This window comes from Halorubrum sodomense (genome assembly GCF_900111935.1).
GTDB lineage: Archaea > Halobacteriota > Halobacteria > Halobacteriales > Haloferacaceae > Halorubrum > Halorubrum sodomense.
In genome coordinates, this window is record NZ_FOYN01000004.1 from 185,723 (window position 1) to 209,163 (window position 23,441).

The window sequence follows — 23,441 nt, forward strand, 5'->3', positions numbered from 1 at the left end:
TGTCGGCGGCCCGTACGGCGACCATGCTCGCGCTGTTCGGGTTCGGCAGCCTCCTCGCCTTGGTCGCGTTCCACACGTTCCTCGCCGGGGTCGCGACCCGATTCTTTCGGATTCAGCTCTCGACGTCGTGGGGATCCGTCGTGTACACGCTCGTGTTGACGCCAGTGCTGTTGTTCGTCTCGACGATCGTCTTCACGGGCGTGCTCGGCGTCGGGACCGGGATCGACGTCGGGAGTTCGACGATCCTGCTGTCGCTGCTGGTCGCGCTCCCGCTGGCGCTGGGCGTCGCGATCGACTACCTCTACGTCCCGTCGCCAGAGGAGTACGAACTGCCGGACACGCGCTGAGGGACTCGCGAACAGGGATCTCAGCGTTCGAGCGAACCGGAGGCCTCTCAGCGTTCGACGAGGTCCGCGACGACTTCCTCGACGCGAGCGACCACGTCCTCTGGCGCGCGCGTCGCGTCGACCCGGTGGAACCGGCCGGGGTCGGCGTCGATGAGGCGCTCGTAGTTGTCGCGAACGGCCGCGAGGTAGCCGTCTCGCTCGAACTTGTCGGTCCGGCCGGCGCGCTCGGCCGCGGTCTTCGGATCCAGATCGAGGTATATCGTCGCGTCCGGCGGGCGGGAGAACGCGGCGTGGATCCCGCGGACGTACTCCACGGGCCGCTCGATCCCGGCGTCGGCGCGCGCGAGCGTCGCCCCCTGATAGGCGAACCGAGAGTCCGAGTAGCGGTCGGCTATCACCAGGTCGCCGTCGGAAAGCGCCGGCCGCACGGTCTCCGAGAGGTGGTTCGCGTGGTCGGCGGTGTACAGGAACAGCTCCGCGAGCGGGTCGGCCTCCGGGTCGCCCATCGACCGCGCCACCGCCTCCCCGTACCAGCTGTCGGTGGGTTCGCGGGTGAACGTCGCGTCGGGGTACACGTCGTGGAGCGCCTCCCAGACGGTCGTCTTGCCGCTGCCGTCGAGCCCCTCCAGCGTGATCAGCATGGTGGCGTTCCGCCGCCGCGACGAATAAACGACCCGGGTCGCGGCGGCGCAGTCCGGGGCGCCTCGCCGCGAGCGCGACGCCCGTCCGACCGCCCTTTTTAGTGACCGCTCCCCGAACGGCGGGCATGGTCGTCGACTCAGCGGTCGGTCGCGCGCTCGGAGGGGTCGGATGGTAGCGATCGCCGTCTCGTTCGCTCGCGTGGCGGGCGCGCTGGTGTTGGTCGCGCTGAACGGCTTCTTCGTCGCCTCGGAGTTCGCGTTCGTCAGGATCCGGGCCACCTCGGTCGACCAGCTGGTCGAGGACGGGACGGCCGGCGCGGAGACGCTCCAGGAGGTGATGACCAACCTCGACGACTACCTCGCGGCGACCCAGCTCGGGATCACGCTCGCGTCGCTCGGGCTCGGGTGGATCGGCGAGCCCGCGGTCGCGGCGCTCATCGAACCGGTCCTCGGGGGGATCCTGCCGCAGGGGGCGGTCCACCTCGTCGCGTTCGCGATCGGGTTCTCCGTCATCACGTTCCTCCACGTCGTCTTCGGCGAACTGGCGCCGAAGACGATCGCCATCGCGCAGGCGGAGCGGATCTCGCTGCTGCTCGCGCCGCCGATGCGGCTGGCGTACCTGATCTTCTCGCCCGGCATCGCGGTGTTCAACGGCACCGCGAACGCGTTCACGAGCCTGATCGGCGTGCCGCCCGCCTCCGAGAGCGACGAGACGCTCGAAGAGCGGGAGATCCGGCGCGTGCTGGCCCGATCAGGTGAGGCCGGCCACGTCGACGAGTCCGAGGTCGCGATGATCGAGGGCGTCTTCGAGCTCGACGACACCGCGGCCCGCGAGCTGATGGTCCCCCGCCCCGACGTGGTCTCGCTGCCCGCGGACGCGTCGCTGGCGGCGATCCGCGAGACGGTCCTCGACGTGGGGCACACGCGGTACCCGGTCGTCGGGAGCGACGACGCCGACCGCGTCGTCGGCTACGTGGACGTGAAGGACGTGCTGCGCGCGACCGAAGAGGACGACGCCGACGCCACCGCGGGGGACCTCGCGCGCGAGATACTCGTGGTCCCGGAGACGACGAGCGCGAGCGACCTCCTCGTCCAGTTCCGCGACGAGCGCCGACAGATGGCGGCGGTGATAGACGAGTGGGGCGCCTTCGAGGGGATCGCCACCGTCGAGGACGTCGCCGAGGCGCTGGTCGGCGACCTCCGGGACGAGTTCGACGTCGCCGAGCGCCGCCACACGATCCGGCGGACCGGCGACCGGACGCACGAGGCCGACGGGTCCGTCGCGCTCGTCGACGTCAACGACGCGCTCGGGACCCACCTCAGTGGCGACGGCTACGAGACGCTCGGCGGGTACGTCCTCGACCGCATCGGGCGCTCCCCCGAGGTCGGGGACGTCGCGGAGACCGAGGCGTACGCCTTCGAGGTCACCGCGGTCGACGGCGCGCGCATCTCGACGGTGCGCGTCACGCGGCGCGACGGCTCGGACGAGTCGGGCGACGCCGGTGACGGATCGGACGCCGACGCGGAGTCGCCCGGCGACGCCGCGTAGCGGGACGAGCGTCTCCCTCCCGCGACCGGGACCGGACGGTCCCGCAGCGCGGCAACCACACGAGCGTTTTTTACCCGCGGGCGCGACCGGGGGCGTATGTACGACCGGATCTGCGTCCCCACCGACGGCAGCGACGCGGCCGCGGCGGCCTTCGAGCACACCCTGGCGATCGCCGCCGACCACGGCGCGACGGTCCACCTTCTCCACGTCGCGGACACGACCCGCGACAGCGTGACCCGAATCGGCGGCGACGTAGTCGACGTGCTGGAACAGGAGGGCGAGTCGATCGTCGATGAGGCGGCCGCCCGCGCCGCGGACCGCGGCGTGGAGGCGGAGACGGCCGTCCGGCAGGGGGGCGTCCCCGAGACGGTCGCCGCGTACGCCGAGGAGGTCGGCGCCGACCTCGTCTCGATGTCGACGCGGGGGCGGCAGGGGGTCGAACACCTCGTCGGCAGCACGACCGAGCGCGTCGTCCGGCAGTCGCCGGTGCCGGTGTTGGCGCTCCGTCCGGGCGACGAGGCCGTCCCGTACCCGTACGAGGACGTGTTGGTGCCGACCGACGGGAGCCCGGCCGCGACCGCCGCGCTCGACCGCGCGATCCCGATCGCCGAACGGGCGGGGGCGACGGTCCACGTCCTCTCGGTCGTCGACACCGGCGGCGTCGGTCTCGGGGACCACGTCGAGGTCGACGTGCTCTCCGAGTACGCCGACGACGCGGTCGCCGAGGGCGTCGAGCGCGTCGAGGCGGCCGGGCTGGAGGCGGTCGGCGCCGTCGAGGTCGCCTCCTCGGCCGCGCGGGGGATCCGGGCGTACGTCGACGACCCCGGCGTCGACCTCGTCGCGATGGGGACCCACGGGCGGACCGGCGTGGGCCGGTACCTGCTCGGGAGCGTCGCCGAGCGCACCCTCCGGAGCGCACCCGTGCCGGTGTTGACGGTTCCGGTGTCTGACGAGGCGTGATCTCGACGCGCCGGATCGACGCGGGACCGCCGCCGAGCGTCTGACGCCGCGGTAGGTTTACGGGGCTTCCACGCGAGATACCACGCATGAAAGTGTTGGTAGCCGGCGGGACCGGATTCATCGGTTCGTATCTCTGCCGCGCGCTCGCGGCCGACGGCCACGCGGTGACCGCGCTCTCCCGATCGCCCGAAGAAACGCCGGACGGAGTGACTGGCGTCTCCGGAGACGTGACCGACTACGACTCCATCGCGTCGGCCGTCGACGGCCACGACGCGGTCGTGAACCTGGTCGCGCTCTCGCCGCTGTTCGAACCGGACGGCGGCAACCGGATGCACGACCGGATCCACCGCGGCGGGACCGAGCACCTCGTCCGCGCGGCCGAGGCGGGCGGCGTCGGGCGGTTCGTTCAGCTGAGCGCGCTCGGCGCGGACCCGAACGGAGACACCGCCTACATCCGCGCCAAGGGCGAGGCGGAGGCGATCGTCCGCGAGAGCGACCTCGACTGGACGATCTTCCGCCCCTCGGTCGTCTTCGGCGAGGGCGGGGAGTTCGTCTCGTTCACCAAGCGGCTGAAGGGGATGTTCGCGCCGGGCGTCCCGCTGTACCCGCTTCCCGGCGGCGGGAAGACGCGGTTCCAGCCGGCCCACGTCGAGGACCTCGTGCCGATGATCGCCGCCGCGGTGACCGACGACGAGCACGTCGGCGAGACCTACGAGATAGGGGGCCCGGAGGTGCTCACGCTCCGGCAGGTGACGGACCTCGTCTACGAGGCGGAGCGGAAGGGCGTCACCATCGTCCCCCTGCCGATGCCGCTGGCGAAGATCGGGCTCTCCGTCCTCGGCGCAGTGCCCGGGTTCCCGATGGGCCCGGACCAGTACCGCTCGCTGAAGTTCGATAACACGACCGCCGACAACGACGTCGGCGCGTTCGGCGTCGACCCGGCCGAACTGACCACGCTCGGCGAACACCTCGGGATCCGATGACCGGCGACGCGAACGTGTCAAGCGTCCTAATATCACCGCTGGTAACGGCAACCGAAGGCTTATATACGAGATCGCGTTCTGTTCAGTTCAAACGCGGAGGGAGCACACGATGAAACTCGCAATGATCGGATTCGGACAGGCGGGGGGTAAAGTCGTCGACAAGTTCTTGGAGTACGACAAGCGGACTGGCTCCGAGATCGTGCGGGCCGCAGCGGCCGTCAACACGGCGAAGGCGGACCTCATGGGGCTCGAACACATCGACGAGAGTCAGCGCGTCCTCATCGGGCAGTCCCGGGTGAAGGGTCACGGGGTCGGCGCGGACAACGAACTCGGCGCGGAGATCGCGGAGGAGGACATCGACGAGGTCCAGGGCGCCATCGATTCGATCCCGGTCCACGAGGTCGACGCTTTCCTCGTCGTCGCCGGCCTCGGCGGCGGGACGGGCTCCGGCGGCGCGCCGGTGCTCGCGAAACACCTCAAGCGCATCTACACCGAGCCCGTCTACGGGCTCGGGATCCTGCCGGGCAGCGACGAGGGAGGCATCTACACCCTCAACGCGGCCCGCTCGTTCCAGACGTTCGTCCGCGAGGTGGACAACCTGATGGTGTTCGACAACGACGCCTGGCGGAAGACGGGCGAGTCCGTCCAGGGCGGCTACGAGGAGATCAACGAGGAGATCGTCCGACGGTTCGGCATCCTCTTCGGCGCCGGCGAGATCCAGCAGGGTCAGGAGGTCGCCGAGAGCGTCGTCGACTCCTCGGAGATCATCAACACGCTCTCCGGCGGCGGCGTCTCCACGGTCGGCTACGCGGAGGAGGAGGTCGAGGAGCGCTCCTCGGGCGGCCTGCTCTCGCGGCTCCGAGACGACGGCGACGACGACGAGCTCGACAGCGCGCACACCACGAACCGGATCACCAGCCTCGTCCGCAAGGCGGCGCTCGGCCGGCTCACGCTCCCCTGCGAGATCGAGGGCGCGGAGCGCGCGCTGCTCGTGCTCGCGGGCCCGCCGGAGTACCTCAACCGGAAGGGGATCGAGCGCGGTCGCAAGTGGCTCGAAGAGCAGACCGGCTCGATGGAGGTCCGCGGCGGGGACTACCCGTACCGCGGCGCCGGCTTCGTCGCGACGGTCATCCTGCTCGCGGGCGTCACGAACGTCCCGCGGATCAAGGAGCTCCAGCAGGTCGCCATCGAGGCGCAGGACAACCTCGACGAGATCCGCGAGGAGAGCGACGAGAACCTCGACGAGCTCGTCAGCGACGACAGCGACGAGCTGGAATCCCTGTTCTAAGGGCCGCCGTTCGCGATGGAGGTCATCGTCCCCTTTTCGACCGACCGCCCGAAGTCGCGGCTCTCGGACGCCCTCTCGCCCGAGGAGCGGCGCGAGTTCGCGCGGGCGATGCTCGACGACGTGCTGGACGCGGTCGTCGCCGCCGGGGGCGACCCCCGGATACTCGCGACCGACGCCGTCGACCTCGATCACCCGGTCACCGTCGACGATCGCCCCCTGACGACCGCGGTGAACGCGGCGCTGGGCGCGCGGCTGGGAACCGGCGGCGAGGACGGCGCCGGGATCGACGGCTCCCTCGAACCGGTCGCCGTCGTGATGGCCGACCTCGCGCTCGCGACTCCCGCGGCGCTGCGACGACTCTTCGAAGCCGGGCGCGACGCCGACGTCGCGGTCGCTCCGGGGCGCGGCGGCGGTACGAACGCCTTCGTCGCCACGCACCCCGAATTCCGGGTCGACTACCACGGCGCGTCGTACCTCGACCACCGCGAGATCGCGGCCGAGATCGGGGCCGACTTCGCCGCGGTCGACTCGCACCGACTCGGCACCGACGTCGACGAACCCGCCGACCTCGCGGAAGTGCTGATCCACGGCGAGGGGCGGGCGGCGACGTGGCTCCGCGGGGCCGGCTTCGCGCTCGACGCCTCCGAGGGCCGCGTCGCGGTCACGCGAGAGTGAGCGAGGGAGTCGAAACCGATCCGCGGTTCCGTTTCCTCTCGGCGTAACCGAATCAGGTGTCGCAACGGGATCCGCAACCGCGATCCTTTTTGAACGCCGACCGCGAGTGACGGCCGTGTTCGCCGGGGCCGACGAGTACGGGGTCGACGTCGCGGTCGACGAGCGCGCGGTCGAGCGACTGCTCTCGGTGCGCCCTTCCAACGTCGACGCCGCCGATCGGCTCACCTTCGCGCGCAACGTGTTCATCCCGCTCACCACGGCGTGCCGGTACACCTGTACGTACTGTACCTACTACGACGTCCCCGGCGAGGCGTCGCTGCTCTCGCCCGAGGAGGTGCGCGAGCAGTGCCGCGTCGGCGCCGACGCGGGCTGTACGGAGGCGCTGTTCACCTTCGGGGACGACCCCGACGACCGGTACACCGAGGTCCACGACACGCTCGCCGAGTGGGGGTTCGACTCGATACACGAGTACCTCTACCGGGCCTGCGAGATCGCCCTGGAGGAGGGGCTGCTCCCCCACTCGAACCCCGGTGACTTGACGGAGGCCCAGTTCGCCGCCCTCCGCGAGGTGAACGCGTCGATGGGGGTAATGCTGGAGACGACCGCCGACGTCGACGCGCACTCGGGAGGGCGACGGAAGACCCCCGGCCAGCGGCTCAACACGATCCGCGCGGCGGGCCGGCAGGGCGTGCCGTTCACGACCGGGATCTTAGTCGGCATCGGCGAGGACTGGCGCGACCGCGCCGAGAGCCTGCTCGCGATCCGGGCGCTCCACGAGCGGTTCGGCCACGTCCAAGAGGTGATCGTGCAGAACGTCGTCCCCAACGAGCGCTCGGACTTCCCGAAGCCCGACCTCGCGACGATGCGCCGGGTCGTCGCGATGGCGCGCGCGGCGCTCCCGCCCGAGGTGTCCGTTCAGGTTCCCCCGAACCTCTCGCCGGCGGCCGACCTCGTCGACTGCGGGATCGACGACCTCGGCGGCGTCTCGCCGGTGACGGACGACTACATCAACCCCGCCTACGAGTGGCCCGACCTCCGCGGACTCGAAGCCGTCGCGGACGCCGGCGGCGTGCCGCTGTGCGAGCGGCTCCCGACGTACGCGCGGTTCCTCCCCGAAGACCTCCGGCCCGGGGACGTCGACGCCGCGCCCGAACCCGACGGCCGCGAGGCGTGGATCCCGCCCGCGGTCCGGGAGCGGATCGCCGCGGACGACGTCCACGGGCGGCGGCTGCGCGCGGTCGCCCGCGGCGACGGGCCGCTCGCCGTGCGGAGCGACTGACCGACCCTCCCCGCGAGCGGGGCGCCCGACCGGCCGCGTCCCGCACCGGAAATAAACAACCGCGCTGCCAGTAGCTTCTTTATATAGTCTCGTGAAGGGGTGGACGATGTACCCCTTACAGCTCGACGCGGTCGCGAACGCGGTCGACGTCGCGGCGATCGCGACGTCCGTGGTCGGATTCCTCGCCGGCTTCCTCGCGGTGTTGCTGCTCGGCAAGTACGTACTTATCCCGGGACTCCGGCGGGTCGTCAGGTCGCGCGGGTTCGACGAGGCGGTGTTGAGCCTCGGGACGAACGTGCTCAACGCCGTCGTCTGGGTCGCGGCGATCGCGATCGGCTTCGCCGTGGCCGGCTACGGCGGCTTCCTCTCGGCGTTCGCGGTGTTCGGCGGCGCCATCGCGCTCGCGGTCGGGTTCGCCGCGCAGGACCTCCTCGGCAACTTCGTCGCCGGCGTGTTCATCCTCAAGGACAAGCCGTTCGAGGTCGGCGACTGGATCGAGTGGGACGGCGAGTCCGGTCGCGTCGAGGAGATCGACCTGCGGGTCTCGCGGGTCCGGACGTTCGACAACGAACTGGTGACGGTGCCGAACGGCGACCTCGCGAACAGCGCGGTCACCAACCCCGTCGCCTACGACACGCTCAGACAGAAGTTCGTCTTCGGGATCGGCTACGACGACGACATCGGCGAGGCGACCGACATCATCGTCGAGCAGGCGGAGGCCCACGACGAGATACTCGACGACCCGGGCGTCTCGGTCCGGCTCGTCGAGCTCGGCGACTCTGCCGTCGGCCTCCAGTCGCGCTGGTGGATCGACGACCCCGACCGCGGCGACTTCGTCCGGGTGCGCTCCGAGTACGTCACCGCCGTGAAGGAGGCGTTCGACGACGCCGGCATCGACATGCCGTACGTCCACCGGCAGCTCACCGGGAGCGTCGAAGTGCTCGAAGACGTCGCGGCCGACGAGTAGGCCGCCGCGACGCCCGCGGCCGTCCGCACCGCCCTACCCGCCTCACCTGCCCTACCCGCCCTACCCCGCTTCCTCTTCCGCGTCGCCCGCGCCGGGCCGGTATCTGCGGCTGACGGCCTGCCACCGGTTCGACCGGAATCGATAGCCGTTCAGCCCGGCCGGCACGAGCTTCTCCGCCACCAGCGCCGCGTAGAGGCCGCCGACGCCGAGCGGCGTCGCGAGCCCGACCAGCGCGGCCGGGAGCGCGAACGCGTACAGCCCGATCATCGACGCGACGAAGGGCCATCGGGTGTCGCCCGCGCCGCGGAGCGACCCGGTGATCGAGCCGTCGACCCCCAGCGGAACCGCGGAGATCGCGGCGGCGACGACGAACGCCGCGGTCGCGCTCACCGCGGCCGGACCGTCGACGAACACGCCCGCTATCGGACGCGCGGCGAGGATCACCGCGGTCGACGCGAGGACGTAGACGACCGCCGATAAGGCGATCACGTCGCGGCCGTAGGCGGTCGCGAGCGTCTCCTCGCCCGCGCCGAGCCGCTGGCCCACGAGCGTGCTGGCGGCGATGGAGAAGCCCCAGCTGAAGCTGCCGAGCAGGGCCCTGACGCGGCGGCCGACCTCTAAGGCGGCGACGGTCGCCTGGCCGAACGACGACGCGATCCACAGGAGCGGGAAGACGACGATCCCCTCCGCGACTCGACGGGCGATGAGGGGCGCGGACACCCGCAGCAGCTGACGCGTCAGCCCGGCGTCGAACCACGGGCCGGAGCGCCCGACCGGGACGGGGGAGGCGCCGCGGCCGAAGTAGGACCGGCCGGTCATCCCCCACGCGAGGACCAGCCCGACCGCGGCGATGGAGACCGCGGTGCCGAGTCCGGCGCCGAACACGCCGAGCCCGGCGCCGAGGACGAGCCAGACCGTGAGGACGACGTTCAGCAGCGCGCCGCCGGCGCGCGCGATCATCGGGGTGCGGGTGTCTCCGACGCCGGCGTACGTCCGGCTCGCGATCATGTTGAAGAACTCGAAGGCGAGCGCGGGCGCCGTGACGACGAGGTAGGTGGTTCCCGCGAACAGCGCCGCCCCGTCGCCGCCGACGAGCGCGATCAGGCGCTCGGCGCCGAGGACGTAGCCGGCGACGATCGGCGCGACGAGGAGCGCGGCCACGATCAGCGACTGCTTGACGACCAGCCCCGCCCGCCCGCGCTCGTCGCCGCCGTAGTTCTGTGAGACGAGCGAGACGGTGCCGCCCGCGAGCCCGATGGAGACGAACTTCGCCAGCTGCCAGTACGCGAACGCGAACCCCATCCCCGCGACGGCCGACACGCCGACCGCGTACCCGATCACCGCGAGGTCGACGGTGTTCTTCGACATGATCGCGAACCCCGTCACGATCCGGGGCCACGCCAGTCCCATCGTCTCGTCGAGCCGCGACCGGTCGATGACGCCGGCCCGGTCGAGCGCGCCCGCGACCGCCTCGGCGACGCGCGCGGCGCCGTTCCGGAGCCGGGATAGCATTGGACCGACATAGGGGGCGGGCCGGCTTGTGTCTGTCCGTCCGACCCGCGTCCCCGCGCTCGACCGCGCCGGGAGCGCAACCGTTTTTATCCGACCACCCGCTCGTACCATGTGTGAATATCGACGGATGGCGGACGTACCTCGTCACGGCGGCCGGCCGCTCGGCGGGGCGGACGACGCCGGAGGTCGTCGCGGCCGCGTTGGAGGGCGGCGTCGACGTCGTCCAGCTCCGCGACAAGGCGACGAGCGCGCGGGAGCGCTACGAGACGGGGCTCCGCGTCCGCGAGCAGACCGACGAGGCCGGGGTGCCACTGATCGTCAACGACCGGATCGACCTCGCAGGCGCGGTCGACGCCGACGGCGTCCACCTCGGCCAGTCCGACCTCCCGGTCGCGGTCGCCCGGGAACAGCTGGGCGAGTCGGCGGTCGTCGGCGTCTCGGCCTCGACGGTCGAGGGGGCCGAGGCGGCCGAGGCCGCGGGCGCCGACTACCTGGGCGTCGGCGCCGTCTACGGCACCGACTCGAAGGACGTTTCCGGTGACCGCGACGGGATCGGGACCGAGCGGATCGCCGCGGTCGTCGACGCGGTCGAGATCCCGGTGGTCGGGATCGGGGGGATCGACGCCGACAACGCGGCGCCGGTGGTCGAGGCGGGCGCGGCCGGCGTGGCAGTCCTGTCGGCGATCACGGCCGCCGAGGACCCGGAGGCCGCGACCGCGGCGATTCGGGACGCGGTGACGGAGTGAGGGGCCTCAGTCCTCGCGTTCGAACTCCGGGTCGAACAGCCGCGCCGACATCGGTTCCGGATCGCCCTCGGTGAGGTTGTACTCGGAGAAGTCAGTCACGCCCGCCTCGCGGAGCAGGGCCTCGTCGTAGAAGCTCTCGCCCGTACACTCCGCCGGGTCCCGCGCGAGGATTTCGAGGACCGCGTCGGAGACGATCTCCGGGCTTCGCCAGTCGTCCTCGGTCCCGAGCCCGAAGTAGCGGGTCGCCCGGGTGTCGATCGTCGTCACCGGCCAGAAGGTGTTACAGCCCACGTCGTCGCCCGCCAGCTCCTCGGCGAGCGAGAGCGTGACGAACGACATGCCGAGCTTCGACCACGCGTACGGCGCCTTCCCCGGCGAGCGGTCGGTCGTGACCGGCGGCGCGTTCGTCAGCAGCCACGCCTCGTCGAGGTCCGCGAGGTGGTCCGCGAACGCGTGCGCGACGAGGTGGGTCCCGCGGACGTTCACGTCGGTGAGGAGGTCGAAGCGGTCGGCGGGCAGGTCCGCGACGTTCGCCAGCTGGATCGCGCTCGCGTTGTTGATGACGATGTCCACCTCGCCGAAGTGATCGATGGCCTCCTCGGCGACCTCCTCAACGCGCTCCTCGTCGCGGAGATTCAGTTCCAGCGCGAGCGCCTCGGGCCCGCGCTCGCGCACCTCGCGGGCCGTCTGTTCGATCGATCCCGCCAGCTCGGAGTCGTCGTCGTCCGTCGTTTTGCCCGTCGAGACGACGTTACAGCCCCGCTTGGCGAGCGCGAGCGCGATCTGCTTGCCGATGCCGCGAGTCGTCCCGGTGATGAACGCCGTCGAGCCCGAGAGATCGGGGTCCGCGAGTGGCATACCCCACGTTCGGTCGACCGCGGGATAATTCTCGGTGGTCGAGCGCGGAATCGACGAGGTGGAATTTAAATACCGACGTGCGGCGGCGACAATCGTTTATAACTGACAACCGCGGTGGCGCGTGCCTGCGAGGCCGCGTTGCGGCCGAGCAGCACGCGCGAGGGACGCGGTGAGCGCTCGGAGAGCGCGAACCGCGAGGCTGGGGAGGCGTGAGGTGCTGTGCGGGGTGGGACTCAAAGGGGCAGCCGCGAGGTCGCCGTAGGCGACGTAAGCACCGCAGCGAAGGAGCGTCAGCGACTGAGCGAGGAGCGCAGCGAGCGTACGGCGGCCTCCCGGCTGGGGCTTTGGAGGTGTTCGTCATCGATCTGCGAACAGATGTTTATCAGCGAGCGGCTGGAGCTTTGGAGGTGTTCGTCATCGATCTGCGAACAGATGTTTATCAGCGAGCGACTGGGGCTCTGGAGGTGTCTGCCGCCGCTGTGTGATCAGGTATCTATAAATGAATGGCTGCGCCCCTCGCGACCTTCGCCGCTAACCCGGCTACAATCCACCCCTATCGCGTCGCGGACTTCCACTCCCGGAGTCCCAACCGCTCGCCGTTCAGGTCCTCGGCGGGCGCCTCGGTGGCGGCCCAGACGAACAGCGGCGCGACGCTCTCGGGGTCGCGGGCGCGCTCCTTCCCGGTGAGGTCGGTCGCGACGAGCCCCGGGTCGACGACGCCGACGGTCGCGTCGAGGTCGGCCGCGAAGCCGCGCGCGACCGCCTCGGCGGCCGCCTTCGAGACGGCGTACGCGCCCATCCCGGGCTTCGACTCGGCCGCGACCGACCCCGAGGGAACGATGACACGTGCGTCGTCGGCGAGGTGGGGAACCGCCTCGGAGATGGTCGCGAACACGCCGCGGGCGTTCGTCCGCATCGTGTCGTCGTAGTCGGCGTACGTGACCTCGGTCGTCGGGCGCTCGCCCGGCGCGCCGTGGAAGACGCCGGCGTTCGCGAAGGCGACGTCGACCGGGCCGGCCTCGCGGGCGACCCGCTCGAAGAAGCGTTCGAGGTCGAACTCGTCGCGCACGTCGACGCGGTCGCCCCACGCCGTGCCGCGGTCGCCGTCTTCGTCGTCGTTCAGCGCCGCGACGGTCCGATCGACGGCCTCGCCGTCGCGGCCGGAGACGGCGACGAACGCCCCCTCGTCGACGAACGCCTCGGCGACGGCTCGCCCGATGCCGCTCGTTGCCCCGGTGATCGCGACCGTCAGATCCATGTAAAGTCGGCTACGTTCGTCGATGACTTAGTGGTATCCTCTCGCCGCATCTGGCCGGATTTATACCGTCGCCGTCCCAACGTTCGTGTATGGACGTGGTCCCGGACATCGACGACCTCGCCGGCGAGTCCGTCGTCGTGATCGGCGGCGGATTCGGCGGCCTCTCGACGGCCTGTTACCTCGCGGACGCCGGCGCGGACGTCACCCTGCTGGAGAAGAACGAGCAGCTCGGCGGGCGCGCCAGTCGGCTCGAAGTCGACGGCTTCCGGTTCGACATGGGGCCGTCGTGGTACCTGATGCCGGACGTCTTCGAGCGGTTCTTCGGCCACTTCGACCGGTCGCCCGACGAGTTCTACGAGTTAGAGCGGCTCGACCCGCATTACCGAGTGTTCTGGAAGGACGGTGACAAGGTCGACGTGCTGCCGGACCGCGAGCGGAACCGGGAGATCTTCGAGTCGTACGAGCCGGGCGCGGGCGAGGCGTTCGACGCCTATCTGGAGGAGTCGAAGCGCACCTACGAGATCGGGATGGAGCACTTCGTGTACGAGGACCGCCCGCGGCTGCGCGACTACGTGGACAGAGACGTCCTCCGTTACTCGTGGGGGCTCTCGCTGCTGGGCAAGATGCAGGGCCACGTCGAGGACTACTTCGACCACCCGAAGCTCCAGCAGCTGATGCAGTACACGCTCGTGTTCCTCGGCGGCTCGCCGACGAACACGCCGGCGCTGTACAACCTGATGAGCCACGTCGACTACAACATGGGCGTCTACTACCCCGACGGGGGGATCGCCGCCGTCGTCGACGGCATCGTCGAGCTCGCCGAGGACCTCGGCGTCGAGTTCGTCACCGACGCCGAGGTGACGGGCATCGAGGGGCGGTACGGCGCCTTCGCGGTCGACACCGAGGACGGCGAGCGCTACCTCGCGGACCGCGTCGTCTCCGACGCGGACTACGCGCACACCGAACAGGAGCTGCTCCCCGAGCGGAAGCGGCAGTACACCGAGGAGTACTGGGAGTCGCGGACGTACGCCCCCTCCGCCTTCCTGCTGTACCTCGGCGTCGAGGGCGACGTGCCGAACCTCGAACACCACACGCTCGTCCTCCCGACCGACTGGGACGAACACTTCGCGCAGATCTTCGACGACCCCGAGTGGCCAGACGACCCCGCGTACTACCTCTGTGTTCCCTCGAAGACCGACGACTCCGTCGCGCCGGAGGGCCACAGCAACCTCTTCGCGCTCGTCCCGGTCGCGCCCGGACTGGCGGACACGCCGGAGATCCGCAACCGCTACCGCGACCTCGTGATCGACGACATCGCGGCGAACACCGACACCGATCTCCGCGGCCGGATCGTCGTCGAGGAGACGTTCTCGGTCGACGACTTCGCGGACCGGTACAACAGCTACGCGGGCAGCGCGCTCGGATTGGCGCACACGCTCACGCAGACGTCGCTGCTGCGCCCGCCGCACGTCTCGGACGCGGTCGACGGGCTCTACTTCACGGGGTCGACGACGACGCCCGGCATCGGCGTCCCGATGTGCCTGATAAGCGGGGGGCTGACCGCGGAAGCGATGACCGACGACGACGTCTGATGACGGCCGTGAGCGACCAGAACCGATCCGCCGGGAGCGGGAGCGAGGGGCTTCGGTACCTGCTGGTGTTGTCGCGGCCGCGGTTCTGGCTCTACCTCGCCGGCCCGGTCGCGGTCGGCGTCACCTACGGTATCGGCGGCGTGAGCGGGCTGTTCACGCCCGTCACGGTCGCGCTCGCCGCCTACTTCCTCGTTCCCGCAAACGTGTTCCTCTACGGCGTCAACGACGTGTTCGACGCCGACATCGACGAACTGAACCCCAAAAAGGAGGGCCGCGAGGCGCGCTGGCGAGGGAGCCGCCTGGTGGTCGCCGCCGTCGTCGCGTCGGGGCTCCTCGGACTCGCGACGCTCGCGATCACGCCCCGCGTCGCGTGGCCGTACCTGCTCGGGTTCCTCGTCTTAGCGGTCGGCTACAGCGCCCCGCCCGCCCGGTTCAAGACGACGCCGTTGCTCGACTCGCTGTCGAACGGGCTGTACGCCCTGCCGGGCGCGGCGGCGTACGCGACGGTCGCGGGCGCGCACCCCCCGCTCGCGGCGCTCGCCGGCGCGTGGCTCTGGACGATGGGGATGCACACGTTCTCCGCCATCCCGGACATCGAGCCGGACCGCGCGGCGGGGATCGATACGACCGCGACGTTCCTCGGCGAGGCGCGGACGTACGCCTACTGCTTCGCGGCGTGGACCGCCGCGGCCGCCGGGTTCTGGCTGGTCGACTTCCGGCTCGGGCTCCTGCTCGGCGTCTACCCGGTGTTCGTCGCGTGGGTCGCCCGGTCGTCGGTCTCCGTCGACCGCGCCTACTGGTGGTTCCCCGCGCTGAACACCGTCGTCGGCACGCTGCTGTCGATGGGCGGCCTCTGGCGGGTGTACCCGCTCTGGGAGGCGCTCCCGTGAGCGACGGCGACGGCGGCCCGGCGGAGGGCGGGTCGGTCGCCGGCGAGTCCGCTGGCGGCGCCGCGACCGCGACGACCGGGTCGCGCCTCGACGCGCTCCGCGACCGCGCGCCCGACACGCGCCGCGAGGCCGAGGCGCTGCTCGACCGGCTCGTCCGCGAGAACCGCTTCACCATCGCCGTCGTCTTCCCGCTCGTCGGGGCGGTCGCGCTCGTCGGCAGCGCCGAGGGGTGGGTGCCCGAGCCGTTCGCGTTCCACCCGTGGTTCGTGCTGTTCGGCGTGATCGTGATGCGCTCGCCGCTGGTCGTCGGCGTACTGCCGACGATCGGCCGCCGCGCGCTCGGCTGGATCGGCGTGTTGACCGCGTACACGTATCTCATCGAGGGGGTCGGCGTCGCGACCGGGTGGCCGTACGGCGAGTTCGCGTACACGGTCGACCTCGGACCGATGCTCGCGGGCGTGCCCGTCGCGCTCCCGGTGTTCTTCATCCCCTTGGTGACCAACGCCTACCTGCTGTGCCTGCTGTTGCTCGGCCCGCGCGCCGACAGCGTGTGGGTCCGGCTGGCGACGGTGATCCCGGTCGTCGTCGCGATGGACGTCGTCTTGGACCCCGGCGCGGTCTCGCTCGGCTTCTGGGACTTCGGCGGCGGCGCGTTCTACGGCGTGCCCGTCTCGAACTACGCCGGCTGGGTGCTGTCCGCGATCGTCGCCGTCGTCACGCTCGACCGCGCCTTCGCGGCGGCGGGGATCCGCGAACGGCTCCGCGACTGCGAGTTCATGCTCGACGACATGGTGAGCTTCGTGATACTCTGGGGCGGGATCAACGTCTGGTTCGGCAACCTCCTGCCCGCGGCGGTCGCGGCCGGGTTCGGCGTCGGCCTCGTCCGCGCCGACCGGTTCGACACGCGGCCGTTCACGGAGTGGCGACGGTCGTGAACGCGGGCGGAACTCGGGGCCCTCGGCCCTCACCGCGGCGCCGACCGACTCGGCCGCACTTATATACCCCGGACCCGTCCTCCCGACCGTGACCGACGGCGGCAATCGAACGGAACGACCCAACCGGGAGGACCGACGGCGATGAGCGACCTCGCCATCGAGTACGGCGACCACGGGCGCGTGTGCGAGGTCGTCGACCGGCTGACGTACTGCGCCGAACACGTCAGCGTCTCCTTCGACGGGTGGGAGGAGCCGCACGTGAAGGGTCCGGGGCTCTACTTCGCTGTCATCGGCGACAGCGACTACGGCGCGTACGCCGACCCGATGGGCGAGAACCGCTGGCCCCGAGACACCTGTCCGTCCGTCCTCGACGAGGACGCGCTCGCGACCGCCGCCGAGTCGGTGAGCGTCGGGGAGGACGGCGGCGTCGTCGTCGCGGTCGACGGGGAGGTGGAGCGCCAGATGGTGAGGTTCCGCGACCTGGGCACCCGCGACGAGGAGGCCGACCTCGTCGACGACGTGAGCTACGAACCGTGGATGGGGTCGCGACACATGAGCGCGATCGAGACTTCCGTCCGGCCGGAGGTCGTCGCGACGGTGACGCTGAGCGAGGAGACCGGGCGCGTCAGCGTGTTCCGCGACGGCGAGGCGAACAGCATGCGGCGCGAGGAGATCGGCGGCCGCTGGCGCGGCGAGTAGCGCCCGCCGGCGCGGGGCGCGACGCTCTCGGCGCGCACGGCGCTCTCGGAGGCCGACACCGAGGCCCCACCGTTAAGCCCCGGCCGGGCGAACCCCGACGCATGTACGACGAGATTCTGGTGCCGACCGACGGGAGCGAGGCCGTCGACCGGGCGCTCGACCACGCGGTCCGGCTCGCGACCGACCACGACGCGACGCTCCACGCGCTGTACGTCGTCGACCAGCGGATCGCGACCGCCAACTCGGGCGACCTCCACGACGACGTCGTCGAGGACCTCGAATCGCAGGGCGAGACCGCGGTCGACGCGGTCGCCGACGCGGCCGCCGCGGCCGGCCTCGACGCCGAGACGCATATCGCCCACGGCACGCCAGACACGGAGATCGTCGAGTACGCCGACGAGGCCGGCATCGACGTGATCGTGATGAGCCCGGAGGGGAAGTCGCCCCGCGAGCGGATCCGGTCGCTCGGGAGCGTCTCCGACCGCGTCGCGGACGACGCCTCGGTGCCGGTGTTCCTCATCAAGTAGGCGGCTCGTCCCCCGGGCTCGGGCGCCGGCGCCCGGCCGGCGGGGGAGCGCCCGGCCGTCCGCCGCGCGTCCGAGCGAATTAGGTGAGTGCGGACGCGACCGACGGGCATGGAACTCACCGTCCTCGGGTCCGGCAGCGCGATGCCGGTCCCCGACCGCGCGCAGGCCGGGTACCTCCTCGACGACGGCGACCGGTCGCTGCTCGTCGACTGCGGCAGCGGCGTCCTCCAGCGGCTCGCCGGCACGGACACAGGCTACGAGGGCGTCTCGACGGTCCTGTTGACTCACCACCACCTCGACCACGTCGCCGCGCTCCTCCCGCTCCTCAAGGCGCGCTGGCTCGCCGGCGAGGAGCACCTGGAAGTGGTCGGCCCCGCGGGAACGAAGTCGCTCGTCGACGGCCTGCTCGACGTCCACGACTACCTCGACGGGCGGATCGACCTCGCCGTCCGCGAGGTGTCGGCGTCGCGGCCGTTCGCGGCCGGCGGGTTCGACGTGGCGGCCCGCGAGACGCGCCACTCGATGGACGGGTTCGCCTACCGCTTCTCGCCGCCGAGTTCGGACGCAGAGGCCGCCGCCGGGCCGCTCGTCCTCTCGGGCGACACCGAGGCGTTCGCGGGCATGGCGCGGTTCGCGGACGGCGCCGACCTGCTCGTCCACGACTGCTCGTTCCCGGACGACGTCGACGTGTCGAACCACCCGACGCCGACGAGCCTCGGCGAGTCGCTCGCGGGCGCCGAGGTCGGGACGCTCCTCCTGTCGCACCTCTACCCGCACACCGGCGGCCGCGAGCGCGAGATGGAGCAACAGGTCGCGGCGGCGGGGTTCGACGGCGAGGTGCGCGTCGCGACCGACGGCCTCCGCGTGTCGCTGTGACGCCGGATTCGTAACTAAAATCATGCCGCGTCGCGGCCGTAACGTAACCGGTGAGTGTTACACAGTCGCACGAACGACCCGGATACTTAAGCGCGCGTAGTGGCTTCCATCGCGCATGGCCGGCCCACTCGCGGACGACTTCGGACGGGAGGTGACGGGGGTACGGATCTCGCTCACCGACCGGTGTAACTTCGACTGCGTCTACTGCCACAACGAGGGGTTAGGCGACACGCGCGGGCCGATGGAACCGAGCGAGTCGGAGATGAGCGCCGACGACGTGGTCCGCTTCCTGGAGGTCGTCGAGGGGTACGGCGTCGACGCCGTCAAGTTCACGGGCGGCGAGCCGATGCTCCGGCAGGACCTCGAAGAGATCATCGAGCGCACGCCCGACTCGATGGAGGTGTCGATGACGACGAACGGCACGTTCCTCCCCGGGCGCGCCGCGGACCTGAAGGCCGCCGGGCTCGACCGCGTCAACGTCTCGCAGGACGCGCTCGACCCGGACGACTTCGCGGAGGTGACCAAGTCGGGCGCCTACGAGAAGGTCTTGGAGGGGGTCAAAGCCGCCGTCGACGCCGGGCTCGACCCCGTGAAGCTCAACATGGTCGTGTTCACGCACACCGCGGGCTACGTCGAAGAGATGGTCGAGCACGTCGCGGACAACGACGGGCTCCAGCTCCAGCTCATCCAGTACATGCCGGAGCTGACCGGCAAGCCCGAGTGGAACGTCGACATCGGGCGCGTCCACGACTGGCTCGCGGAGAAGGCCGACCGCGTCGAGCACCGCGAGATGCACGACCGGAAGCGGTACTTCGTCGGCGAGGAGAGCGACGACGAGACGGGCGGCATGGTCGAGATCGTCGACCCCGTCGAGAACGAGGAGTTCTGCGCCAACTGCGGCCGCGTCCGCGTCACCCACGAGGGATACCTGAAGGGGTGTCTCAACCGCAACGACGACCTCCGCTCGATGGGCGAGATGACCCGCGAGGAGATCGCGGAGACGTTCGAGGAAGTGGTGGCGAACCGCGTGCCCTACTACGGCGAGTACCTCGTCGAGGGCGACGGCGGCGAGTACGAACTGAACGAGAAGTACCTCGGGACGCCGAGCGCGGCGGACTGAACTCGACTCGTGGGGGGTCTCGTTTCAGTCAGAGTATGGAGATGAATAACATTGCTCGGTCCTGAGCCGAGTCCACAGCAGATCCTCTCCCTCGTTGCTGTGTGGTTACTCTCAATCTTTCTTATTAGGATCGGACACGGATTTGTAGACACGATCACCGACAAAGCAACCGAAACCCATCTTGGTGGAGGATTTGTTTCAGGGTTGTATCTAGGATTTAACGTCGACCCAGACACGATGATAATCCGAGAACTCGTTAGCCTGACCTCAATAATAGGGCCTTCATCTCTATCTTTTATTCTGACTTCTTTGATGATTCTATCTGCTACGGAGATGATCTTGGGGTTCTTCTACATTTGGGACAAGAGAGGAAAAACTGGAGCACTCGGTACTGTTCTGGTGATGTGTTCTGGGTACGCCTTTCCAAAGATAGAATTAGCAGGAATATTCTTGCTTTTGTTCGGAATAGGCTTCTATGGCTCCTCTGAAAAATCCGACTTCTGAGAATCTTAACAGACTTCTCTATTACCAGACATCCAGATACTCGTCGATTATCTGCTTGTCTTCCTGCGAGAGACCATATACATCTTCCAGAATTATCTCATCCAACTCTGCTTGCTCAGCCATCGACTCCCGTTCTAACCCCTCAATACGGTCAATGTTGTCTTTGTGTTCACTCATCAGGCGCTGGATTCCTTCCTTAGATGGAACAGACATATTGAGGATTTCCATCCTTGTGAGACGCCTGTTTTGTGCGGTAAGTAGCTGATACACAAAGTCACGAACATCTTCCGAGTCAAAGTCGATGTAATGTCCCCGCTTCATCACCAGCTGGTAGACGTGCTCTGCGGTCTCTACATCCATCTTTTCGTCTGTCCGTATTGGGTCCTGACGATAGTCGTCGTCATCCAACTCGATGGAGCTGGCTATGTCGAGTATACTCCGATTTTGCTCGTACTCAGGCAAGTAGTTCTGTACGTCAGACATCTTGTAGGCTAACTCTGAGATTATATCATTCCGCTCTTTGATGCTCTCGGCTATTGAGATGATATCTTCTTTGAGCTCTTCTTCGGGAACTGTGAGCGGATGAGGTTCAAGGAAGGTCTGCCCGTACGAGTAGTATTTGCTGTTGAAAATGAACGAGATGTGTTTGTGATAGTACTCTAAGACACGGGAGTTGAGGATTGATGCGTAGTAGAGTAGGTCCTCTTCATCATCAGCATACTCCTGCCGCACGTGTAGACCGTAGCCGCCTGCTGTACCTCCACCGACGAAGTAGTACTCTCCGTCAGCGTCAGGAACGAACGACGGCTCTTGACGCAAAACACCTACAATAATCTTCTTGGGGTCAAATTTAACGAGATTTTTCGGGTAGATGTATCCATACCAGTCGTCCTCACCCCACATTCGACCTGATTCTCTGTCTTTCAATTCTGTTTCGTACTCATTGAAGAAGTCCCATGTGTGGGGAAAGTTGTCTTCAAGTTCCTCTTCGGAGAGTAAATCAGCACTATCTCCCGAAACATCGTAGGGGAAAATCAACCAGAGACCTTGCCAATCGTTCTTCCACCTTCTGATTTCACCCCCCTTGAGTACCTTTCTCAGGACTTGTTTTTCAACAAGAGATGGTTCATCGCTACCAGTCGGTTGGAATTTGACGACACCATCCTCGACTTCCTCAATAATATGGCCGATATAGACCTTATCAGCACTCGTAGCAAGACCTTGGAACACCTCGTCCATTACACCGCTAACTCGGAGCTCAGCATTATCCTCTATTTTATCGAATACCTGTCGCTCTGGAGTCGGCATCGGTTTCCACGTTTGTAGGGCACTATCCTGATTGTCTCGCTCAAGACTGTTCTGAGGGTACTTGTAGAGTTCATACCCTTCGGCATTGTCGGGCGTCCCCCACTCATCAAGATGTGTTATCTCGTCTAGTGCGTCGTCTGTTTTCTCATCAAACCGACCACAGAGTACCTCCCTATCTTCAATTGATTGCTCCCTGTCTACCGTAATGATAGACGGATAGGGTGTAGGTACGTCAAACACGTCTGCCTCACGGAAGTCAAGAAGTGTTGTAATTGGTTCTTTTGTTAACTGGTTGCGTATCTCCTTAGCATAGTCCGCATTGATGAGTCGGTTCGGGGTAATGTACGCTAGCTGTCCATCATCAGACAACCATTCAATCCCCCGCTGGATGAACGGGACATAGATATCGAAGTTCTTGATGGCGCTGGAATAACGGTTAGAATACGTCTCTTTCATATCACCCAAATTTTGACTCCGAACGTAGGGTGGGTTTGCTACAACAACATCGAACTCCTCCTCATCTTTGAGATGGTCTACGGCGGTCCTGTCGTTGATGAATGACTGAGCTCGTCCATTGTAGTCAGCAAACTGGTGAAGGGACGACTGCTCTTCCCCATCCCCATTTTGTTGTTCCAGCAGAGTAGGAGATAGAGTGTCAGCTACGTGTATTTCGAAACCGCTCATTGTGTAATGAGGGTCGTTCTCTGTGATTTTATCGTACAAATCAATTGTTCTGAAAAGCAGATTGATTTGGGTGATGTGAACGGCGAAGGGATTGATGTCTATTCCATAGATATTATCCTCTACACGCTCCAGAATTGTACGGGCTTGCTCGGCATCGAGCCTATGGACACTCGTTTTATTGAATTTGTCTAAGAAGTGCTGTATTAGCCTCTCTGTAGCTTCAGTAAGGAATCCACCACTACCACAGGCAGGATCAATAACATTCTTTCGTCCAATATTCTCGGTTGCTGAGTAGTCTATACTGTCAAACATATACTGAACGACCTCTAAAGGAGTGTAGTATTCACCAAGCTCCTTTCGTTCGTCTTTCGGCAAGTAATCTTCATACACCTGACCGAGGATGTCCCGATTGACATACTGGAAATCGAACCGATTCAACCGCTTCAGAACTTTCCGAAGGGTGTAGTCAAGTTCATCCTCCAACTGACCTTGCTGGCGTCTCTCGTCTGATGAAAATTGTTGCCTCTTGTCCCGACTGACCCACCACCAGTCGAATATTCCTAGCTCGTAGAGGTCTGGGTAGTGATCATCAATTGTGTCGTAGGTTTCAGTAAGACCGTCGAGATATGGATTTTCTTCGTCTCTATCCAACGCATCAGCCATACCACGAGAGGACAATCGAGTTCGGTCGACAATCTCCTTATCCTCGGCAATGCGAGCGAAAAGAACCCGATTCAGAACGATGTAAGCTGTCTCTCGACAGAACGCCTCTTTAGCATCGTCCGTTTTCCCCGTATACGCACGCCAATCTTTCCAATCTGGGAAAGTCGAATCAAGGAATTTTCTCGGATAAGAGTTTTTGGGTCGATCTCGATAATTATCAAAGAACGTCTCCATCACCTCCGTCACTTCATCTAGTGAATCAGTAACAGCGTCAAGAAAGAGTTGATATCCTTCATCATTAGCTCCAGTCTGATATTGTACTGGGACTTCCTGATATCGCTGTCTAAAGTAGTCCGCAGCACCAAGATCTACGTATCTTTCCTGCTCAAGGACAGAGAGTTCATTAAGACTCTCCTTCTGCTCGGGAGTAAGTTCCTCTGTATCTTGCTGTGTTGAATAGCGATCTAATCAGCTGTTATCACGGAGTAGAAGGACGAAGCCGAGGAAATCGATTCTGTCCATGGAAGTCGATCTCCTCGACTTCGTTGAGCAGTGTCGTCGCCTAGTCAAACAAGCGTTG

General features: G+C 67.1%; 22 protein-coding genes. 17 read left to right on the plus strand and 5 right to left on the minus strand.

The window, feature by feature from the left end:
• Nucleotides 1-23 precede the first annotated feature (23 nt).
• Nucleotides 24-347 (plus strand): hypothetical protein, encoded by a 324-nt coding sequence (locus BM286_RS14035; protein WP_092923775.1) that lies wholly within the window; start codon nucleotides 24-26, stop codon nucleotides 345-347.
• Between the two features lie 47 nt (nucleotides 348-394).
• Here BM286_RS14035 and tmk read toward each other — a convergent pair whose 3' ends face one another.
• Nucleotides 395-988, minus strand: coding sequence for a dTMP kinase (gene tmk / locus BM286_RS14040; RefSeq protein ID WP_092923778.1), 594 nt, complete (start codon nucleotides 986-988; stop codon nucleotides 395-397).
• A gap of 169 nt (nucleotides 989-1,157) precedes the next feature.
• Between tmk and BM286_RS14045 the strand changes: the two genes are divergently transcribed.
• From BM286_RS14045 to BM286_RS14075, 7 genes are all read left to right on the plus strand, one after another.
• Nucleotides 1,158-2,537 (plus strand): hemolysin family protein, encoded by a 1,380-nt coding sequence (locus BM286_RS14045; protein WP_092923781.1) that lies wholly within the window; start codon nucleotides 1,158-1,160, stop codon nucleotides 2,535-2,537.
• A gap of 96 nt (nucleotides 2,538-2,633) precedes the next feature.
• The gene (locus tag BM286_RS14050; RefSeq protein WP_092923784.1) at nucleotides 2,634-3,497 is read left to right on the plus strand and encodes a universal stress protein; all 864 of its coding nucleotides are present in this window, start codon (nucleotides 2,634-2,636) and stop codon (nucleotides 3,495-3,497) included.
• Nucleotides 3,498-3,583: 86 nt separating this feature from the next.
• On the plus strand, nucleotides 3,584-4,480 hold the full coding sequence (locus BM286_RS14055) for a complex I NDUFA9 subunit family protein (RefSeq protein ID WP_092923787.1): 897 nt from the start codon (nucleotides 3,584-3,586) through the stop codon (nucleotides 4,478-4,480).
• 109 nt (nucleotides 4,481-4,589) lie between these two features.
• A complete protein-coding gene (locus BM286_RS14060) occupies nucleotides 4,590-5,768 on the plus strand; it encodes a tubulin/FtsZ family protein (protein WP_174549019.1) in 1,179 nt (392 codons plus the stop codon).
• 15 nt (nucleotides 5,769-5,783) lie between these two features.
• The gene (cofC, locus tag BM286_RS14065) at nucleotides 5,784-6,443 is read left to right on the plus strand and encodes a 2-phospho-L-lactate guanylyltransferase (protein WP_092923793.1); all 660 of its coding nucleotides are present in this window, start codon (nucleotides 5,784-5,786) and stop codon (nucleotides 6,441-6,443) included.
• A gap of 115 nt (nucleotides 6,444-6,558) precedes the next feature.
• Nucleotides 6,559-7,722 (plus strand): 7,8-didemethyl-8-hydroxy-5-deazariboflavin synthase subunit CofG, encoded by a 1,164-nt coding sequence (gene cofG, locus BM286_RS14070; RefSeq protein WP_092923796.1) that lies wholly within the window; start codon nucleotides 6,559-6,561, stop codon nucleotides 7,720-7,722.
• A 106-nt stretch (nucleotides 7,723-7,828) separates the two neighbouring features.
• Entirely contained in the window at nucleotides 7,829-8,689 is an 861-nt protein-coding gene (locus BM286_RS14075) for a mechanosensitive ion channel family protein (protein WP_092923799.1), read from the plus strand.
• 60 nt (nucleotides 8,690-8,749) lie between these two features.
• Here BM286_RS14075 and BM286_RS14080 read toward each other — a convergent pair whose 3' ends face one another.
• Nucleotides 8,750-10,201 (minus strand): MATE family efflux transporter, encoded by a 1,452-nt coding sequence (locus tag BM286_RS14080; protein ID WP_092923803.1) that lies wholly within the window; start codon nucleotides 10,199-10,201, stop codon nucleotides 8,750-8,752.
• Nucleotides 10,202-10,314: 113 nt separating this feature from the next.
• On the opposite strand from BM286_RS14080, the gene thiE reads away from it, so the two are divergent.
• On the plus strand, nucleotides 10,315-10,947 hold the full coding sequence (thiE, locus tag BM286_RS14085; protein ID WP_092923807.1) for a thiamine phosphate synthase: 633 nt from the start codon (nucleotides 10,315-10,317) through the stop codon (nucleotides 10,945-10,947).
• 6 nt (nucleotides 10,948-10,953) lie between these two features.
• Here the strand turns inward: thiE and BM286_RS14090 are convergent, their stop codons facing one another.
• Nucleotides 10,954-11,805, minus strand: coding sequence for an SDR family oxidoreductase (locus tag BM286_RS14090; protein ID WP_092923810.1), 852 nt, complete (start codon nucleotides 11,803-11,805; stop codon nucleotides 10,954-10,956).
• 553 nt (nucleotides 11,806-12,358) lie between these two features.
• Entirely contained in the window at nucleotides 12,359-13,063 is a 705-nt protein-coding gene (locus BM286_RS14095; RefSeq protein WP_092923814.1) for an SDR family oxidoreductase, read from the minus strand.
• A gap of 89 nt (nucleotides 13,064-13,152) precedes the next feature.
• On the opposite strand from BM286_RS14095, the gene BM286_RS14100 reads away from it, so the two are divergent.
• The 8 genes from BM286_RS14100 to BM286_RS15325 all read left to right on the plus strand — a co-directional run bounded on the left by BM286_RS14100 (nucleotide 13,153) and on the right by BM286_RS15325 (nucleotide 20,206).
• Nucleotides 13,153-14,655: a phytoene desaturase family protein gene (locus BM286_RS14100; RefSeq protein WP_092923817.1), complete on the plus strand. Its 1,503-nt coding sequence runs from the start codon at nucleotides 13,153-13,155 to the stop codon at nucleotides 14,653-14,655.
• A complete protein-coding gene (locus BM286_RS14105; protein ID WP_394327282.1) occupies nucleotides 14,652-15,545 on the plus strand; it encodes a prenyltransferase in 894 nt (297 codons plus the stop codon). Before BM286_RS14100 ends, BM286_RS14105 begins: the two co-directional genes overlap by 4 nt.
• Nucleotides 15,542-16,480: a bisanhydrobacterioruberin hydratase gene (gene cruF, locus BM286_RS14110; protein WP_092923823.1), complete on the plus strand. Its 939-nt coding sequence runs from the start codon at nucleotides 15,542-15,544 to the stop codon at nucleotides 16,478-16,480. The genes BM286_RS14105 and cruF overlap by 4 nt, the downstream gene beginning before the upstream one ends.
• 141 nt (nucleotides 16,481-16,621) lie before the next feature.
• Nucleotides 16,622-17,179 carry a diadenylate cyclase gene (locus BM286_RS14115; RefSeq protein WP_092923827.1) on the plus strand — a complete coding sequence of 186 codons (558 nt, stop codon included), beginning with the start codon at nucleotides 16,622-16,624 and terminating at the stop codon, nucleotides 17,177-17,179.
• A gap of 101 nt (nucleotides 17,180-17,280) precedes the next feature.
• Nucleotides 17,281-17,706, plus strand: coding sequence for a universal stress protein (locus BM286_RS14120; protein WP_092923830.1), 426 nt, complete (start codon nucleotides 17,281-17,283; stop codon nucleotides 17,704-17,706).
• A 108-nt stretch (nucleotides 17,707-17,814) separates the two neighbouring features.
• On the plus strand, nucleotides 17,815-18,582 hold the full coding sequence (locus BM286_RS14125) for an MBL fold metallo-hydrolase (RefSeq protein WP_092923833.1): 768 nt from the start codon (nucleotides 17,815-17,817) through the stop codon (nucleotides 18,580-18,582).
• Nucleotides 18,583-18,697: 115 nt separating this feature from the next.
• Nucleotides 18,698-19,702, plus strand: a complete 1,005-nt coding sequence (gene moaA, locus BM286_RS14130) for a GTP 3',8-cyclase MoaA (RefSeq protein ID WP_092923837.1) — start codon at nucleotides 18,698-18,700, stop codon at nucleotides 19,700-19,702.
• A gap of 51 nt (nucleotides 19,703-19,753) precedes the next feature.
• Nucleotides 19,754-20,206, plus strand: coding sequence for a hypothetical protein (locus BM286_RS15325; protein WP_143103892.1), 453 nt, complete (start codon nucleotides 19,754-19,756; stop codon nucleotides 20,204-20,206).
• Between the two features lie 21 nt (nucleotides 20,207-20,227).
• Here BM286_RS15325 and BM286_RS14135 read toward each other — a convergent pair whose 3' ends face one another.
• The gene (locus BM286_RS14135; RefSeq protein ID WP_245779366.1) at nucleotides 20,228-22,861 is read right to left on the minus strand and encodes an Eco57I restriction-modification methylase domain-containing protein; all 2,634 of its coding nucleotides are present in this window, start codon (nucleotides 22,859-22,861) and stop codon (nucleotides 20,228-20,230) included.
• Nucleotides 22,862-23,441 lie beyond the last annotated feature (580 nt).